The sequence below is a fragment of the Caldisericota bacterium genome (genome assembly GCA_034717215.1).
Classification (GTDB): domain Bacteria; phylum Caldisericota; class Caldisericia; order Caldisericales; family Caldisericaceae; genus UBA646.
In genome coordinates this window covers 19,262-37,713 of the sequence record JAYELD010000078.1, presented here as the reverse complement: position 1 = coordinate 37,713, position 18,452 = coordinate 19,262, and the positions used below count along the sequence as shown (strand labels likewise).

The 18,452-nt window shown below is 37.3% G+C and carries 19 protein-coding genes, 1 pseudogene and 2 riboswitches; of the genes and pseudogenes, 15 read left to right on the top strand and 5 right to left on the bottom strand.

Translation table 11 applies throughout. The features are described from left to right. Positions 1–261: 261 nt before the first annotated feature. From U9Q18_03240 to U9Q18_03220, 5 genes are all read right to left on the bottom strand, one after another. A complete protein-coding gene (locus U9Q18_03240) occupies positions 262–699 on the bottom strand; it encodes a hypothetical protein (protein ID MEA3313371.1) in 438 nt (145 codons plus the stop codon). Between the two features lie 499 nt (positions 700–1,198). Continuing rightward, positions 1,199–1,486, bottom strand: a complete 288-nt coding sequence (locus tag U9Q18_03235) for a hypothetical protein (GenBank protein ID MEA3313370.1) — start codon at positions 1,484–1,486, stop codon at positions 1,199–1,201. Further along, entirely contained in the window at positions 1,479–1,751 is a 273-nt protein-coding gene (locus U9Q18_03230) for a hypothetical protein (protein MEA3313369.1), read from the bottom strand. The genes U9Q18_03235 and U9Q18_03230 overlap by 8 nt, the downstream gene beginning before the upstream one ends. 46 nt (positions 1,752–1,797) lie before the next feature. Further along, positions 1,798–1,873, bottom strand: a riboswitch (SAM riboswitch). A gap of 384 nt (positions 1,874–2,257) precedes the next feature. After that, the gene (locus U9Q18_03225; protein MEA3313368.1) at positions 2,258–5,083 is read right to left on the bottom strand and encodes an alpha/beta fold hydrolase; all 2,826 of its coding nucleotides are present in this window, start codon (positions 5,081–5,083) and stop codon (positions 2,258–2,260) included. 270 nt (positions 5,084–5,353) lie between these two features. Further along, positions 5,354–6,415: a stalk domain-containing protein gene (locus tag U9Q18_03220; protein ID MEA3313367.1), complete on the bottom strand. Its 1,062-nt coding sequence runs from the start codon at positions 6,413–6,415 to the stop codon at positions 5,354–5,356. 323 nt (positions 6,416–6,738) lie between these two features. Here U9Q18_03220 and queD point away from each other — a divergent pair, with 323 nt between their 5' ends. From queD to cysK, 15 genes and pseudogenes are all read left to right on the top strand, one after another. Further along, complete coding sequence (queD, locus tag U9Q18_03215; GenBank protein ID MEA3313366.1) at positions 6,739–7,119, top strand: 6-carboxytetrahydropterin synthase QueD; 381 nt, start codon at positions 6,739–6,741, stop codon at positions 7,117–7,119. Beyond that, on the top strand, positions 7,070–7,879 hold the full coding sequence (gene folE2, locus U9Q18_03210) for a GTP cyclohydrolase FolE2 (protein ID MEA3313365.1): 810 nt from the start codon (positions 7,070–7,072) through the stop codon (positions 7,877–7,879). The genes queD and folE2 overlap by 50 nt, the downstream gene beginning before the upstream one ends. Positions 7,880–7,915: 36 nt before the next feature. Next, positions 7,916–8,029, top strand: a riboswitch (TPP riboswitch). Then, positions 8,019–9,704 carry an iron ABC transporter permease gene (locus U9Q18_03205; GenBank protein MEA3313364.1) on the top strand — a complete coding sequence of 562 codons (1,686 nt, stop codon included), beginning with the start codon at positions 8,019–8,021 and terminating at the stop codon, positions 9,702–9,704. Its footprint overlaps the riboswitch before it by 11 nt. Beyond that, entirely contained in the window at positions 9,701–10,636 is a 936-nt protein-coding gene (locus tag U9Q18_03200; GenBank protein ID MEA3313363.1) for an ABC transporter ATP-binding protein, read from the top strand. Before U9Q18_03205 ends, U9Q18_03200 begins: the two co-directional genes overlap by 4 nt. Next, complete coding sequence (locus U9Q18_03195; protein MEA3313362.1) at positions 10,637–10,927, top strand: MTH1187 family thiamine-binding protein; 291 nt, start codon at positions 10,637–10,639, stop codon at positions 10,925–10,927. 3 nt (positions 10,928–10,930) lie between these two features. Beyond that, entirely contained in the window at positions 10,931–11,962 is a 1,032-nt protein-coding gene (locus U9Q18_03190) for a thiamine ABC transporter substrate-binding protein (protein ID MEA3313361.1), read from the top strand. A 148-nt stretch (positions 11,963–12,110) separates the two neighbouring features. After that, positions 12,111–13,283, top strand: a complete 1,173-nt coding sequence (locus U9Q18_03185) for a cysteine desulfurase family protein (GenBank protein MEA3313360.1) — start codon at positions 12,111–12,113, stop codon at positions 13,281–13,283. Then, on the top strand, positions 13,284–13,631 hold the full coding sequence (locus U9Q18_03180) for an iron-sulfur cluster assembly scaffold protein (GenBank protein ID MEA3313359.1): 348 nt from the start codon (positions 13,284–13,286) through the stop codon (positions 13,629–13,631). A 259-nt stretch (positions 13,632–13,890) separates the two neighbouring features. After that, positions 13,891–14,115 (top strand): annotated as a pseudogene (locus U9Q18_03175) (PAS domain-containing protein). A gap of 10 nt (positions 14,116–14,125) precedes the next feature. After that, complete coding sequence (locus tag U9Q18_03170; protein MEA3313358.1) at positions 14,126–14,431, top strand: metal-sulfur cluster assembly factor; 306 nt, start codon at positions 14,126–14,128, stop codon at positions 14,429–14,431. Positions 14,432–14,441: 10 nt separating this feature from the next. Next, a complete protein-coding gene (locus tag U9Q18_03165) occupies positions 14,442–15,608 on the top strand; it encodes a cysteine desulfurase family protein (protein MEA3313357.1) in 1,167 nt (388 codons plus the stop codon). Next, positions 15,608–16,243 carry an iron-sulfur cluster assembly scaffold protein gene (locus U9Q18_03160; GenBank protein MEA3313356.1) on the top strand — a complete coding sequence of 212 codons (636 nt, stop codon included), beginning with the start codon at positions 15,608–15,610 and terminating at the stop codon, positions 16,241–16,243. Before U9Q18_03165 ends, U9Q18_03160 begins: the two co-directional genes overlap by 1 nt. A 38-nt stretch (positions 16,244–16,281) precedes the next feature. Next, positions 16,282–16,506, top strand: coding sequence for a MoaD/ThiS family protein (locus U9Q18_03155; GenBank protein ID MEA3313355.1), 225 nt, complete (start codon positions 16,282–16,284; stop codon positions 16,504–16,506). Positions 16,507–16,640: 134 nt separating this feature from the next. Then, positions 16,641–17,186, top strand: a complete 546-nt coding sequence (gene epsC, locus U9Q18_03150; protein MEA3313354.1) for a serine O-acetyltransferase EpsC — start codon at positions 16,641–16,643, stop codon at positions 17,184–17,186. Then, complete coding sequence (gene cysK / locus U9Q18_03145) at positions 17,179–18,063, top strand: cysteine synthase A (GenBank protein ID MEA3313353.1); 885 nt, start codon at positions 17,179–17,181, stop codon at positions 18,061–18,063. Before epsC ends, cysK begins: the two co-directional genes overlap by 8 nt. Positions 18,064–18,452 lie beyond the last annotated feature (389 nt).

The following is an 18,452-nucleotide window of genomic DNA, read 5'->3' as shown; positions in this document are numbered from 1 at the left end:
AATAATAAAAAATGGGCAGGTGTACACCTGCCAATTTAAAAAGTTATTTTTAATCTATTTATCCGCCGTATGTTATCGTTATTGTCCTTGTATCTGGATTCCAACCGACTTCATAGCCAAGAGATTCTGTTATAAATGTATTATCAAATAACTTAACTCAAAACTGTTATTTCAAGACCTAACATCTCTATCAATCTCTTATAGGGTAGCTACGAACGGGAAGGCAATTTGGGCGTGCGTAAGCGAGCCGTATAGCTTGTGTTAGGCGCTGTTTTGAGGAATTATCCTCTTTTTCGATCGCCACCAATATATAAGGAATAATATTCCAGGAAAAGCTACTATTATAATTAAAATGAAAGGGATGATGTTGTAGATGTTTTGAGTAATTGGCCAACGAATTAGGAATATTGGTATAATTGCAAGGCAGCAGAAAAAAAGATTAATTATTCCTCCTAATTTCTCCTTACGCCATGCTATACCTAATCCCAGAATTGCTAGAAGCATGAAAATTGGAGACAGATTTTCAATAAAAGGATAATTTTCGACAGCATACGGATCTGCTACTCCGGTTGTTATCCAATTTACCGTATAGCCGACGACCAGCACTAAAGCATATACAATAACAGGAATACTCCAAATTCGCGCAATCAAACGTATCGATTTTGTTACTCGATCACTGGCATGTTTAGTATTTGCCATAATTGTCCCTCCTCTCTATTTATACAAATTTTCGTCTAGCTTAAAATAACCGAACATGGTTCGTTTTTTCTTCCAAAATAGGAAATAATCCGAACCCGTTTTGTTTATCCACAACTATATCCGCAATACGGATATCCTCATACTTTTGGTGTATATCCGAAACTCAGTTGTTTGTATCCCAAATCAGATTTAACCATATCTTCATTTCTATGTTATATTCCCCTTTTTATTATATCCTCTTTACAAATATTTCCAAATTATTCTGGGAGTTTTGTAATAATTTTTTGAGGTTGTTGAGTGCCTTGCCTTTTCGGTATCTGAGTGTGGAGCGGTCGACGCCAAGCTTTTTTGAAAGTTAATGTACCGAGGTGTTGTTGAAATATAATTCGTAAAGGATTTTATAGTCCTTCTTTGCGAGTTTGCTCATTCCTCCATTTAAAAGTTTTTTAATGTGTTCCTGATTTAGCGTTTCCATCGCTGCATCGCCTCCCTTTCTTTATTAAAACTCAATTTGCTCCTCCTTATCGTCTTCCGCATAACACCTGAGGCTCATTTTATGCTTGTATTCATTCCGGGCGTACTTGTACATCTTTCTGTTTATCAACGCGTGGGACACTTTGAGAAGTTCCTCGTCCGTGAGTTTGCAGGCGTATCTTGCATAAACTTTTGAAAGGGCGAGTGCTCCTTCCTGAAACAAATCTTTCGGCTCTGTATTGAACATTTTAGCGTAGCGAATGGCAAGCTTTTTTGCCCTGCCCTTTTCTCCCAAGTACAGTTCTTCAAGCATCAAGGTCGTTATCCTTTTGGAACAGTTTTTCTTCCGTTCTTTTGACCGATGCTTTCTTCATTGCCTTTGCGTCGGATACCAGGATGAGCCTCTCCTTATTAAGCGCAGAGATAATGTTTTCACACTCCTTTAATATAGTTTCCATTTCTTCCATTGTTACCTCCTTATGATTTTTGTTTAAAGAATTTATTAACGCCTTGAGCTTTCCTACTCTCAAGGCGTTGCGATACAGATAAAATAGACTGCTTTGTTGCTTCCTTGCCATAATTTTCCTCCTTTTTTATAAATAAAAGCCCACTATATCGAATCGACTATAGCGGACTGATGCCGTTTTAGCCGATTATTTAACGCGATCGCAATAGGGCACAAATCATCGCGGAAGTCTTTCGACTTCAACTCCTTAAAATAAAAAAACCCGCGCTTCAACTTAAAGCACAGGGATATCCCTCGCTTTAGCATCCATTTTATCCGTACGGAAAGGTTGGAGCAAGTTGAAGCTTAAATCCTCACCTTTAATGCATAATTTTTCTATATTTTATAAAAAATATTATGGCAAAAAAATTAATTTTGTCAATGCAGCACACGCGTCAGCATATACAAACTCTATGGTTCATGCCGTTTCAGGAACTGGCATTTTTATATTTTGGAAAGAAAGGTCTTCTCCCTGTATATAAATATGCAGAGGGGGGAGAAAAAGGGCGAGATTCCGGATCAAGCCCGAAATGACTCTTTTTCTCTGTCACTGCGATGTCTTGGAGGATAATCAATCATCTATCTTCTGCCTCTTAATATTTTAATTAACAAGAATAATATCAACACAAAAAATCCCACAATGATGTATAGTAAATTCCGGGATATACTTTCTGGCAACATCTGGCGTATATTATCTGGCAACATTTGATATATATTGTCTGATAATATTGGACACATACTTTTTAATTTTTCTACTGCAGCTATTGTTATTTTACGGACTTCCACTGAAATGTAGTTAATAAAGGGATTGTCTATAAAATCCTTGAATTTATCAAGCCATTCACTTCCTGGCGTAGAATCCAAGAAATGGTCCTCTTCAGTTGACCACCAGAAGTTATCTTTTGAGGCAGGACTGATTGCAGTTACTGTTTTCCCTTTAACAGCCACAGAATCGTTAGCGGATAGGATAGTTCCTTCTTCAGTAGTGTTAGGAGTGTCCATAACAAGTTCACCTTCCAGGCAATGAACCTCTATATTTTCTCCGGCAGTAATAGCAAATTCTGTACCTTGTCCGGTAACTACGGCCTGAGGGCTATACTTCCACCATTCCCCATCTTCGGATCTCTTAATATTTACGGGCACGGTAAAGTGACCATCCTTCCTGCTTCTGAATGTGGCACTCCCTTTCCAGAGACGGACTTCTACCAGTTGGGGAGATAAGTAACCTAGGAATATCTCACTATCCGGGTCTAAGAATATGATTCCCCAAGGAGAGTCGTTTATCGTTAGGTGTACAATCGCTTTTGAGTCCTGACCGGTTCGCAAGCTCTGCCAGGAATCAATCTTCGTGGGGGAGGAAGCCAGTTTAGTCTCATCTAGGTAAACATCCCCCTCATATTTATAGACTTCTGCATGCGAACCTTTCAATGGCGGCTTGTAAATGTCCTGGGTAAGCCAGCTTTTTACCCGATCCCATGTTTTAAGATACTCGGTGATGGCTACATCCGGGACACCGGGGATATCAGGAGAATGCTTTACATCAAATTCAAGTACACTGTCTACGCCATTCAGATAAGCTGATGCCGCACTGACTACCCAGTCATCAGAATATCCATATATATTACCATATTGTATATTAGAATTGAGCTGAGCTCCGGTTTTTTCACCGCTATTGAGTGTTTTCATAAACGAACTCTGGGAATGAAGTTGCCCTGCAGGGATCTTGTGCGTCTCGTACCATCCTGTAGCAACATTTCCTATCACCTTTTTGGTCCAGGAAACACCATGATTCGGCGTACCAACCATTATCAGCTTTCTCACATCCTCGGGATAATCCGTGAGGCCATGAGTATAGTAGCGGGCAATTAAACCTCCCATGCTATGCCCTACCACATCTACCTTCGCCATCTTGATGTTGGAGTTGGCATAGTCAATCTGTTGCTTTCGAATGTCATTCTTTAATATCAGTGATAATCCTTCAATAGACTGGCCTGTGGCACCATAATTACCCATATAGGGATCGAACTTCTCCCCGCGCAAGTAAGTGGACATCTTTCCCCATGTAGTTGAAGCGCCGAGAAATCCATGCACCAGCATTACCGGAGGACGGCAAACTAGGATCTTCCCCTCTATCTTCCCTTCCTGCTCGCTGGCATCTGTGTAGGTGAAAGTTAGTGGAACTTCAGCGACCCATGTCCTGGAATTTGATTGATGCACATCTAAGTTCTGGGTAAGCTGGTTCTTTGTGAGATAATCTGGCGGATAATATGTAATCTCAGCCATTCCGGCAGAATCCAGTGTAATACTGCCCAGGAAGTTTATCGCATCTCCCTTAAGCTCGCCAACATCTAGTCTGCCAACCTTCACATCACTACATCCCGGCAGGGAAATGGAAATGCGAAGAGAACTAACTCCATCTGCAGTAATACCTATAAAGGGTTCCCCGGTCACGTGGTTTTCTTCTAACTGAATGCTAATTTCTCCCACGGCAAAGCTCGTGTTCTTGCTTGTGTTGGGATAGTCGGATTTAGATGCCGTAGCCTTAACCGTATATATGCCCTGAGAAATGTTATCAGGAAGCGGATATTCACATCTATACTTTCCCGATGAATCGGTAGTTGGGGTAAGCTTTGTGCCGTTGACGTCAATGGCTACGGTAGCACCAGTCAACTCACCCTGTGTATCCGAGACACTACCATGGATGATTATTGTTTCCCCAGCAGAATAAGCTTTCTTGTCTGTGGAAACAGTTAAACTCATCTCTTTAACAATAGCGCAGCCATTTTCATCCACAGCAACTCCAGCAGACGTATTGGGGCACTGGTCTATGTCGTCTGAAACTCCATCTCCATCCGAATCTTGTGTAGTCCCACCTCCCCTAGCTATGAGGCCACGCCCCACTGCGCGGGAATACAGTATTTCCGCACCAAGTTTTACAGGTTTGTTAGTGGCATCAACATAAAATGTAAACCGGCCAGACTGCCATATAAGAGCAGATAGCCCCTGCTCCTGTTGAAACATTGTACATATCCCTACAGGATATCCATGAAAGCTTGTGGAGCGATAACCCGTCTCTAATTGGGTCTCGAGGTAACCTGCTGCTTCGCTCTCTGTACTCCATCGGCATATCTCCAGCTTATACTCCCAAAATGAGTCTCCCTTAATTTCCTGCACACCCTGGTGACAGCACCCCCCTTCACACCACCACTCGCGGTGGACATATGTGCTGCCGTACCAACCTATTTCGCGCTGACCCGCTAGCTGGTCAGCTGCATCCTTCAGTACCTGTTCCATGACCTCCTCCTGATTACCACTCTGGGCCGTTTCAGATACATGAACTAAAGAAATTAAACAGAAACATATAACTAAAGTTATTATCAAAATTTTTTTAATTTTATTTGTCATTTTTTACCTCCTTTCATTAGTATTAATTTTCTATTTATGTTTTTATCTTAGGCGTCCCGAAGGATTGCGTATAACTTGGTTATATTCGCAGTTAACTGCGAATATCCTTCCAATTTGGTGCTATAGCTAAACTTTGGATATTCTTCTTTCCCAATGCTACATCCCTGTTCAAATTTTTTATTTCTTGCCTCCTTTAATGAAAAATACTTAATTCAGTTATGTAGTAATACTTAAAACCTTTTTGTCAAGTTCTATTTTTATCTTCAAAATTTATCCCCTGTATGTAATCGTTATTGTCCTTGTATCGTTGTCCCAGCCTACATCACAGCCAAGAGATTCTGCAACAAATCTCAGAGGCAACATCGTTCTATCATTTATTATAATTGGTTTCACACCATGATTGTTTGGGTCAATGTATACTTCATTGCCGTTTATTCTTGCTTTTGGACTATCTATCCATAGTTCTATTGTTGTATGGTTAAAATTGATTGTTACCTTTCTTTCTGTTCCATCCCATTCAATTGTTCCACCAAGAGCTTCAACTATTACTCTAATGGGTACAACCGTTCTTGACCACTCAGGAATGATAACAGGTTTTGTACCTCTGCCAGGATCTATTCCCTGAGAAACACCGTTTACAGTCATCGTTGGATTGTCAGGCCAAAGCGTGATAATAATTTTTGGAGCAAGTTTTTTGTATACTGCACTAACTTCATTAGAAGGTTCAGAGTAATTTGCAGGCGATTGATTATCAAATGCTTTTACATAGTAGTAATACGTTGTACCTGAAATAACATTTGTATCTGCATAGATTGTTGTAGAAATATCTACTATCCCTATTGGCGTTGCTAACTCATTACTTGAAGTTGTTCCTTTGTAGATTGCATAACCTGCAATGGGGTATGTACTCTGAGTAGAAGCAAACCATGTGAGAGTAATAGAAGAAGAGGAAACAGTTGTCTGAAGATTTGGAGGGCTGGAAGGAGAGCAGATACATTTAAAAACACCACCACCTCTTGTTCCCGCATAAGCATTATTGTTTGAGTCAATAACAAGAGAGTTAATATATGTATTTGTCAGCCCGTTGTTTATTTCTGCCCAGTTTGCACCATCGATGGATTTAAAAGCACCGCCTCTTGTTCCTGCATAAATAGTATTGTTTGAGTCAATAGTAAGAGAGTAAACCGTTCTGCCATACAAACCATTATTTATCTCCTCCCAATGACAGGTAGAAGAATCTGCTTGAGCAATGTTTGTTTGAAAGAGAACAGCAGGCGAAATAGATAATACCATTATCGTAAAGACGATTAATCCAACCAAGATTTTTTTCATTTTGCACCTCCCCTCTTTTTATATTTTATCCTTAACATAAATATTTCCAAATTATTTTTGGAGTTTTATAATGATTTTTGAGGTTGTTGAGTACTTATCATAAAAAAAGGCAGGCTATATAGATTAGAATGGGGTTCATATGCATGTAGTTATTTCGCGGCAAGAAAGATGTCTTGGTCAAGACAAAGGATTTCCTAATATTTAAAAATGGATTATAATACATCAGGCAAAAGTTAAAAAGATTAAAAACGCAAAGACAGGTATAGTTTTAAGAAGAGTATTTGTTATTTGAGAATTATGAAAATTATTTAGTGGAGGTAAACATGTATTATCTTTCAAGAGAATTTACGTTTGATGCGGCACATAAAATTATAGATTATCAGGGAAAATGTGAAAAGTTGCACGGGCATACATACCGACTTAAAGTAACAGTCGTAGGGAAACTTGGGGATAACGAAATGGTTATCGACTTTGCGGTTATCAAAAAAATTGTGAATGAAATGATTATAGACAAATTAGACCATGGTTACCTTAATGATTTGTTTCCAAATTCTACAACTGAGATTGTTACACGCTGGATTTATACAACGCTTTTACCGGTGTTTAAAAAATATGGCTGTACTATGTACGAGGTAAGCCTATCGGAAGGTGCAAATAATACGGTTACATTTAGAGGAGATAGTGATGAAAGACATACAGAATGAGAAGGATACAAGGAACATCCCCCTGGATAAGGTGGGAGTTAACAGTATCTTTTATCCGATACAAGTCTTAGACAAAGAAAATAAGCATCAGCACACTGTCGCAAGAATTAATATGTATGTGAATCTTCCCAAAGAATTCAGGGGGACACATATGAGCAGGTTTATAGAAGTATTGGATGAACATCAAAACAATATGAGTATACGTAATCTTGAACAAATCCTGGATGATATGAAAACTAAATTAGATGCCAATGCAGCGCATATTGAGGTAAGATTTCCATACTTTATTTTCAAAAAGGCACCGATTTCAAAAATTAAGAGCTTTATGAATTATGACTGCGCATTTATTGCGTCTAAGAAAGAAAAATTTGACTTTATGTTAGAAGTGAATACTCCTGTGCACAATTTGTGTCCTTGTTCCAAGGAGATTAGCGATGTCAGCGCACATAATCAGAGGGGACTTGCAAAAGTGCAAATCAGGATGAATAAGCTGGTTTGGATTGAAGAGGTTGTCGAAATATCTGAGCAGTCAGCAAGTGCCCCGGTTTATTCGCTCCTGAAGAGAAAAGATGAAAAATATATTACAGAAACTGCTTATGCTCATCCACGATTTGTAGAGGATTTGGTAAGAAGCATTTCGATTGGATTAGATCAAGACCAGCGTATTACATTTTATTCTGTGGAAGCAGTAAATTTTGAAAGCATACATAACCATAATGCATATGCATCTTATAAAAAAGATAAGCGATTAAATAAATAAATACATTGAAAAATCTTTAAAATCTGTTAAAATTTAAAAAATAGTTTGGGGTGCCGAAAAGATTGTTTGAGTAGGCTGAGAGAAGTTTGACTTCAACCCATTGAACCTGATGTAGGTAATCCTACCGGAGGGAAGCGTTATGAAAAGTGCATTACATAGAAAAAGTTTTGAGGGAGTTCAATTAAATAGAATATTAAAATTCTGTTTACCTATTGTTTTTCTTACCATATTTTTTTATCTGCCTTTATTTAATATTACAAAGACTGCATTTTTTTCAGAATCTAATAAGTTTACTTTGGATAATTTTTACACAATATTTACAAGGCCCTATACGTTAAAAGTGTTATCTTTTACGTTCAAAGAAGCTTTTATTAGCGCACTTTTTACATTGCTTATAGGTTTTCCTGGTGCGTATATTATCTCTCATTACGATTTCAAGGGCAAAGGGTTTCTTGTTTCTCTTACGACTGTTCCTTTTGTGCTTCCTTCCGTTCTTGTTGCTCTTGGTTTTATTACCTTATTTGGCACCAGCGGATTTGTCAATCAAATATTGATGGGAGTGTTTCATTTAAGCCATCCAATTTCGCTTCTGTATTCATTTACGGGAATTATATTAGTGCATGTTTTTTATAATTTTCCAATTGTAGTACGGATTATTGGAGCTGACTGGGAAGGAATATCGGAAGAATATAAATTTGCTGCAGAAAGCATGGGTTCTTCCCGATTTGCTGTTTTTACTAAAGTTATTATTCCTTTACTTCTTCCGGCAATTATTGCAAGTTTTTCTCTTGTTTTTGTGTTTTGTTTCTTAAGTTTTGTCATCATTCTCACCATAGGTGGAGCCCGTTTTGCAACGATCGAAGTTTCAATATATACGTACTATAATATGTTTTCTGATTTTAAGATGGGTAGTGCACTTGCTTTGTTTCAAGGAGTATTTTCTTTATTGTTTATGTATGTGTATCTTTGGAGTGGTAACTTAATAAAAAAAGGCACTTTGAAAAGAGGCATAGCTAAAAAGAAGAATATTGTTAAAAATAAAACAACTTTATCATTGTCTTTGACTTATCTTATTTTTGTAGTGATGCTCATCATTGCACCAATCACCGTGATATTTATTTCTGCTTTTCGCAATCCCTTAACCGGTGCGTTTACTTTATCGAATTTTGCAGGGCTTATGAGCAGCAAATATAATTATATTACCGGAGTTCTTCCTATCCATGTAATCGGAAATAGCCTTATATTTGCGGGCATAACAGTAATTTTTTCAATTATATTTGCTTTACTTATTACATATGGGTTACGAGGTAAGTTTATTGGTAAAAACATTCTTCTTACTTTATTTATGTTGCCTCTTGCGATTTCACCTATTACAATTGCTCTCTCTTACATCATCTCTTTTCAAGGGCACCCTGCTTTGCTTAATAGCTGGATAATTATACCGATAGCTCATACTCTTATTGCTTTGCCATTTACAGTACGCGCTCTCCTCCCCATGATAGAAACAACATCTGCTTCATATGTATTTGTCGCTGAAAGTTTAGGCATGAGCAGATTGAAAGCATTCTTCTCAGTGGATCTGAATTTGATTCGTCCTGCTTTGATAGCTTCTGCAGTATTTTCTTTTGCAATTTCAATGGGAGAATTTGGTGCCGCATATATGTTATATAAACCATCCTTTACAACAATGCCTATCGCACTGTTCAGGTTTCTTTCAGGAAGACACTTTGGAATAGCGTCAGCTATGGGGGCTTTACTTGCACTTGCCAGCTTAGTTGCATTTATTCTCATTGATAAACTAAAAAAAGAGGTACCGATAATATGAAAAAAATTGATTTAATTGGGATAAAGAAGAGATACCCGGGATTTTCTTTGAATGTAGATTTTGATGTGGCGAGTGGAGAGTTTATATCTATTTTAGGGCCATCAGGTTCCGGGAAAACTACAGTCTTGCATATTATTGCAGGTTTTATCCGCCAGGACCGTGGCAAAATTTTAAAGGATGGGATTGATATTTCTTTTTTACCAACTAGCAATAGGAATATAGGAGTAGTTTTTCAGGATTATGCACTTTTCCCTTACCTTTCTGTATATTCCAATATAGCCTTTGGATTGAAAATAAAGCATTTTGAGAGCAAAAAAATAAAAGAAACAATATTTAATATAGCAGAGCAATTCGGCATCACGCACATATTGAATAAATATCCTGATATGATATCTGGCGGAGAAAAGCAGCGCGTTGCTGTTGCTCGAGCAATGGTGGTTAAACCTGATGTGCTTCTTATGGATGAACCTCTTTCATCACTGGATGCAAAGATCAGAGAAAGATTGATGGAAGAATTAAAAGAGTTCCATCAAAGATTTAACACCACTATTATATACGTGACTCATGATCAGGCAGAAGCTATGTATCTTGCCGAGCGAATTGTATTAATGAATAATGGCAGAATTGACCAGACTGACACACCTGTGAATTTGTATGAGCATCCGAAAACAGTGTTTGCAAGGGAGTTTATTGGCAAGATAAATCGGTTAGTAGTTAACGGGGAAATAAAATATATACGACCGGAAGAGATTGTTATGAGCCGCAGTGGAAAATTTGAAGGAACTGTCGAGAAGATTGTGTATTTAGACAGTGGGGTTGAAATGTATGTCAAGATGCAGGATAACCGTATCCTTGTACGAGAATTTTTGAGGAATGTAAAGGAAATAAAACCTGGTGATGTAATAAGATTTGATTTGGAAGGAGGTGATTAGATGGCAATTGCCGAGTTTAGCGTATTACCTGTTATACCCGAAGAGCAGGTAAATGAGATTGTCGAAAAAGCAATACAGGTAGTGATTGATTCGGGTTTGAAATATGAGGTGGAAGCAAATAGTACAACAGTTGAAGGCGATTTAGAGCAATTACTTGATGTGATTAAGCAAGCGCACATAACTGCAAGAGAACAAGGATCAGGGCGAGTTATTACAGTTATTAAAATTGATGATAAAAAGGGCGGAATTACAATAAAAGAAAAAGTAAAGAAATTCAGAAAGGAGGCATAATTCATGAAGAGGATAATTGTTTTATTTCTTGTTATTTTATTGTTTTCAGGTGGATTAATCGGATGCAAACAGAAGGAAAGTGTAGAGGAGACACTCACCATTTATTCTTACGATAGTTTTGTCTCGTATGGATTACCTGACGCAACGAATAAATTATTTGAAGAAAAATATAATTGTAAAATAGAATATAGAACTTTTGGTGGTGTTGGGGCAACATTGAACAGGTTAATTCTGGAAAAGAATAATCCCCAGGCCGATTTATTTGTTGGTTTAAATATGAATAATTTAGCGAAGGCATTGAAAGAAGAAATTTTTATTCCATACCGTCCTGAGAACTACAAGGTGATACCAGAAGAATACAGAATTGATAAAAATTGGAGAGTCACTCCTTTTGATGGCCCGAATTCACTTGCAATTATTTATGATTCGGAAGTGATAAAAAAGCCTCCGCAAAGTTTCGAAGATTTGCTCAAGCCGGAATATAAAGGGAAGCTGATATTGGAAGATCCTCGTTCTTCTTCTCCTGGCATGGGATTTTTACTCTGGACCATAGCAGTTTATGGCGAGGACTATTACATAGATTATTGGGAGAAACTGAAACCAACTATTTTTCATATATATCCTGATTGGACTTCTGCTTTTGATACTGCTTTCGTTCAAAATAAAGAGGCGCCAATGGTGTTGAGTTACGATGTTGATCCGGCATATTTCTATTATGAAGATGAAGTGACACGATATAAGGCAGTGCTCCCGGAAGAAGGTGGCTGGCTGCAATTGGAATTTGTAGGAATAGTAAAAGGCGGCAAACATCAAGAACTTGCCCAACAGTACATAGAGTTTATGCTTAGGAATGAATTTCAAGAAAACCTTCCATTATACCAATGGGCATTTCCTATTGATACGTCAATACAACTCCCGGAATGCTATAGCTACGCAGTAACTGCAGATAAGTATATTACTCTTCCTGCCGAGGATATTGCAAATAAAAGCCAAATATGGCTGGAAAAATGGATTGAAATGATTATTGGTGACTGAATATTTTATTAATTTGATTGCAGGAGCGAATTAAAGTAAAAGAGAACATCTTTTCGATGTTCTCTTTTCTTGTACATATTCCTTGAAAATATTATTTTTATAGTTATGATATAATTAAATTAATATTGGTGTAAGCTAGGAGGATGTTATGAGTAGAATCATTTATTTGGATCATGCGGCGACTACCCCGGTTGATAAAAGGGTATTTAAAAAAATGAAACCATATTTTACAGAGTTATTTGCAAATCCAGCAACACGGTGGACCTCTTCAATCAGCAAGAAAGTGGACGAAGCAATAGAAGAAGCTCGAAAAAATGTTGCTGTTCTTATCAATGCATTGCCTGAAGAAATTATTTTTACATCTGGGGGCACAGAATCAGATAATACAGCGCTAAAGGGCGTTGCATTTGCAAACAAGGACAAAGGAAACGAAATTATAACAACACCAATAGAGCATGAAGCAGTATTAAAAACCGCAGAGAGTTTGCAAGATTTTGGTTTTGTCATTAAATATGTTCCGGTGGATCGTGAAGGTTTTATTGATCCTGACGATGTAAAAAAGCTAATTACATCCAAAACGATACTGGTTTCTATAATGCATGCAAATAATGAAATTGGAACTATCGAACCGATTCGTGAGATAGGAGCAATATGCAGAGAAAAAAATGTCCTCTTTCACACTGATGCAGTGCAAACTATTGCTCATCTCCCTGTTGATGTCGAGCAGATGAATATTGATCTGTTGAGCCTCTCCTCTCACAAATTTTATGGCCCAAAAGGTGTCGGTGCATTGTATATACGGGAAGGTGTCCCAATTGCGCCATATATGGATGGAGGCGGACAGGAACGAGGATTTAGGTCAGGAACTCTCAACTCGGTGGGAATTATTGGATTGGGAGAAGCAGCAAAATTAGGAAAAGAAGAACAGAAGCAAAGGGAAAATCATATTGCAAAACTTAGAGATATTTTTTTGGCAAGGATATTGGAAGAAATTTCAGCTGTTTACTTAAACGGCCCAGAAGGCGACAGAAGACTTCCCGGCAATATCAGTATTATTATTCCGGGCATAAGAAATGAACCTCTTCTTGTTATTCTTAATGAGAAGGGAATTATTGCAGGTGGCGGATCTGCTTGTTCTGCTAGCAAAACGAATCCTTCTCACGTGCTTCAAGCAATTGGTATTCCAGAGGAAGATATATTCAGTGTTGTACGCATTACAATTGGAAAGGATAATAAACAAGAAGATATTGATTTTGTAGTGAAAAATATTAAAGAAGTAACAAATCAATTGAGGGCTTTGAGTCCATTCTGGAGGAAATAGATGTATCCAAAAATTGTAAGAGAACATTTTACTCATCCTAAAAATGTCGGAAAAATCAAAAATCCTACTGTAATTGGAAGTTATTCACTGCCAAATTTGGCAAAGGCCATTTTCTATTTTCTCATAGAGGACGGGATTATTAAAGACATTAAATATCAAATCACAGGTTGCCCTTTTGCAATAGCAGTATGCTCTATTTTAAGTGAATATGCTAAGGAGAAAAATGTGGAAGAGCTTAAAAATATTAAATTAGAGACATTAGAACAGTTTTTTGAGATTCCTGAGGAGAAGGAAGAATGCATAAATTTGTCCTTAAAAGCTTTTCTTGATGGAGTTAAAGCTGCATAATCATTGCATAAAATAGTGTAACTCGCGTAATATGTGAATTATGTAGTACTGCTTACTGCTGCTAAAATATTTAAAAATTTTAGTCATTACATTTGTATTAATTCAATTTATCCAACGAACTTTCTGCATAAATGACGCGTTCAAGCATGTCTTTACTCCTTACAATAAATTACTTGAAAATATTATTTTTATAGTTATAATTTTTTAAAAAATAAAGGAGGCAAAATAAGCGAATTTTTAGAAGGCAAGGAATTGTCATCATCCAAAGAGTGTTTATATTGTTGAAAAGATACTTCTTGGTTTTAAGAGCGGCAAAAGAAATTATGCAGATTTTTGGCTTGAAATAAATAGTAGATTTGTATATATTAGATATTACGCAGTGAGAAATGGAGAAGAAAAGTATTTAGGTACATTAGAGGTTGCACGTGATGTGACTGAGATGAGAAATCTTTCAAGTGAAAAAAGAATTTATTCAGAGGAGTAAGGAGGCTGATATGGCAAAAAAGCAAGAAATTATTGAAGCATTAAAAAATGTGTATGACCCGGAAATACCAGTAAGCGTTGTGGACTTAGGTTTAATTTATGACATTAAAGTAGACGAAGACAATGGAACTGTATTTGTTAAAATGACACTTACCGCTCCGGGGTGTCCAATGGCGTCTTTTATAATAAGAGATGTAGAAATGGTTATTCAAGAGCTTGAAGGAGTAAAGGAAGTTAAAGTGGAGCTCACATATGATCCGCCATGGAGCCCAGATTTGATGAGCAGTGATGCAAAGAAAAATTTAGGGTACGAATAGAGAGGTAATTATGAAAGTTTATTTAGACAATGCAGCTTCTACAAAAATGGACAAACGAGTAGTAGAAGCTATGATTCCGTTTTTTCTTGAAAAATATGCTGTACCTTCTTCTCAGTTTGCTCACACCTATGGACTTGAGGTAAAGGATGCAGTTGATGAGGCAAGAGCATCTTTTGCTGAACGAATAGGAGGAAAGTATCCTGAAGAGATTATATTTACTTCAGGTGGAACTGAAGCAAATAATCTTGCTATTAAGGGAGTTGCCTATGCGAATATGGACAAAGGGAAACACCTCATAACAACACAGGTAGAGCACAATTCTGTTCTTAATTCGTTTAAGCGGCTGGAAGAAGAAGGCTTTGAGGTATCATATCTTCCAGTGAATAAAGATGGTATTGTTGACATGGATGTACTAACGCGTTGCATTAAGAAGGAAACAGCGTTAATCTCAGTTCAATATGGAAACCATGAGACAGGAGCAGTCCAGGATATCAGGGAAATTGCAAAACTATCAAAGGAAAAGGGAATACTATTTCATACAGATGCTGCAATTGCCTGGCCGTATTTGTCAATAGATGCGTATAGTTGGGGGATAGACCTTATTACGTTGTCTCCCCATAAATTTTATGGTCCAAAAGGTATTGGAATACTGTTCGTTAGAAAAGGAACAAAGATTAAAAAAGTGTTGGATGGCGGATTTAATGAATTTAATTTAAGACCCGGAACGGAAAATACACCTGCAATTATCGGTGCGCAAAAAGCAGCAGAGATATTTAGCAGGGAGGATGTTGATAAAATTCTATTACTCAAAAAACGTTTGATTGCAGGAATAGAAACGACCATTAAGGATGTAGAATATAACGGCTCAAAAGAGCATTCCATATCACATATTGTTAATTTAACTTTTAGATATATTGAAGGCGAGGCTATTTCTCTTCGCTTAGATTTTGAAGGAATCGCTGTGACAACAGGGTCTGCCTGTTATAGCAGAAATCTACAGGCCAGCTACATACTTCTGGCAATGGGGAAAAACCATGAACAAGCCCATGGTTCAATTCGGTTTTCTCTGTCAAAGTATAATACAGAAGATGAAATCGATTATACTATTCAGAAAGTAAGAGAAGTAGTTGACGACCTGCGGAAACTTAGTCCGTTGGGAGAGGAGGATGAAGAATAGTGCCAGTTCCGTATACAAAATTAGTGATTGAACATTTTAAACACCCACATAATGTTGGGAAGATTAAAAATGCAGATGTAAAAGTGACAGAGGGAAGTCCGGCGTGTGGGGATATGCTCACTCTCTATCTAAAAGTGGATCCAGAGACTCATAGAATAGAAGATATTAAATTTCAGTCATTTGGTTGTGCATCTAATATAGCGACAGGGTCGATACTCACAGATATTGTAAAAGGTAAAAAAATTGAGGAAGCAGCAAAAATTACCTGGAAAGATGCTGTGGAGGCATTAGGGGGATTACCAACTGTAAAGATTCATTGCTCGGTGTTAGCTGCTGATGCTTTACATTCAGCCGTGGAAATTTATATGGAGAAAGAAGGACTTGTAAAGAAAAAAACACCAACGACAAAAGAAATTGTTATGTCAAAATTATCACATGTTGTAGATCCACTAACGGGCATTGATGTTGTCCGGTCGGGTCTGATAAAAACTATTCACATTAAAGATGGTGCTCTGACAGTGATTCTCGATTTGCCTAAAGATCATCAATTTGCAAAAAATATAGAAGAAGAAATTTTGGAAAGGCTGGAGCATTTGTGGGATGTTACGGAAGTAAAAGTAATTTTTGAAGGTTAAAGAGTGTACTGCGAAATTGTTTTGAAGTTTTAGAAAAAATGAAAGTGAAAGTGAAATTATATGGTAATTTTTTAAAGTATGGTCCCGAGGAAAGCTATATTACACTTCCAGAAAAGTCAACTGTAAAGACAGTTGTAGAGAAACTGGGGATTAAGGAGCTAAACTACATGATGATATTAGTAAATACTAAGAGAAGCTGGTTTACTGACAGGGTTAAAGACGGCGACACTGTGCACATCTTTTCTCCTGTTGGAGGAGGATAGCTTGGATATTTATATTTGGCTATCCAACACTTTGCATAGAGAATAGAAGAAACATTATTCTTTCGATAAAAAGAATTAATCAAAAGGAGGTGGCATATATATGGCAAAGATGGAAACAATGGAAGGTGATACATATGCATGTTGTAAGAGAATTATTTTCCGCAATAAGAGCAGATTTGGAAATGTTCATGCAAAACGATTTTTCCACGAAATCAAAACGTGAAATCATTCTTTTTTCTACCTCATTTCGAGGGTTAGTATATTACCGAATATATCACAGTCTATATGAAAAAGGACATAAATTTATCGCAATGTATCTGTACTGCCAGGCAAAAAGAAAATATGGAATGGATATTTACCCAATGGCTAAAATTGAACCAGGTATTATAATTGACCATGGCATGGGCGTAGTGATTGGGTCAACGGCTTTTGTTGGAAAAGGAACAATTCTTTACCACGGAGTGACGCTTGGTTCTAAAAAAATAGAAAGAGGTAAAAGACATCCAATCGTGGGACGAAACGTATTTGTGGGGAATCAGGCATCTATTTTAGGCAGTGTAAAAGTAGGGGACAATGCCGTAATTGGGGCTCATAGCGTAGTGTTAACGGACATACCTCCTCATGCGACTGTGGTGGGAATTCCTGCAAGGGTTATAAAAATAGAGGGAAAAAATGTATAAAACAATATTAAACAGTATAGGAAATACTCCGATAATTCAGCTTAAAAATGCCTCAAGTATATTTTTAAAGCTCGAGTTTTTAAATCCAATGGGTAGTATAAAGGATAGAATTGCTTTTTTTATGATCTGTGATGCTTTGCAGAAAAATCTCATAAAGGCAGGTAGCACAATTGTTGAGCCTACCTCAGGGAATACGGGTATTGGTCTGGCATTTGTTGGAAGATTTTATGATTTGAATGTTATTTTAACAATGCCGGATTCAATGAGCATTGAACGGCAAAAAATTATGAGTGCGCTGGGAGCAAAACTTTTCTTGACTGAAAAATCAAAAGGGATGAAAGGCGCAATAGAAAAAGCAGAAGAGTTTATCAGGGAAGGGGCTTTAATGCTCGATCAGTTTAAAAATCCAGCCAATGCCTTAGCGCATGAGATGACTACTGCTCCCGAAATTCTCAAAGAAATGAGGTATAAAGTAGATGCATTTGTTGCAGGAGTGGGCACTGGTGGGACAATTACCGGAGTGGGAAGAGCGCTGAAAAAATTTAATAAAAATATTAGGATCGTCGCGGTAGAACCTATTCAATCGGCGGTTCTTTCAGGAGGAAAACCGTACACGCACACGATAGAGGGTATTGGCGCTGGTTTTGTACCTGATTTGCTTGATAGAGACATACTTGATGAAATTATCACAGTTGATCAGGACGATGCAAGAGAAGAGGCACGGAGGCTTGCCAGTGAAGAAGGAATTTTTGCAGGTCCATCAACTGGCGCAAATGTACTAGCTGCAAAAATAATTTTTAAAAGATATAATCTTAAACGAGTCGTGACAATTGCCCCGGACCGAGGCGAGCGATATTTTTCTAAGAAATTATTTTGATTTCTTCTTAAGCAGTATTTATATAGTTTAGAAGTTCAATTTGCAGCAAATCGCTTGAGGCAAAACGCAGAATTATTTGAATAATAAAGTATAATATTTTGTTTGCCATGGCAAAGTGTGAAGTAAGTTTTTTTTGAAAATTGACAATTTTTTAATGTGCGCAGATTATTATAATGAACCAGTAATTTTAAAGAAAAAACGCGAGCACCTGTACAGCAGGTGGGTACATGTAATGAAGGGTTTTGTGAGTATGATTAAATCATCTGTTTCGTGTTTGACTATTTTAAAATTTACTGTTAAGATAGTGTGATAAATTAACATAAATAAATGTTTAAAGAAGCGCGAAAAGAATGATAAGAGAATTAGATAGACATGGAGGTGGGGAAAAT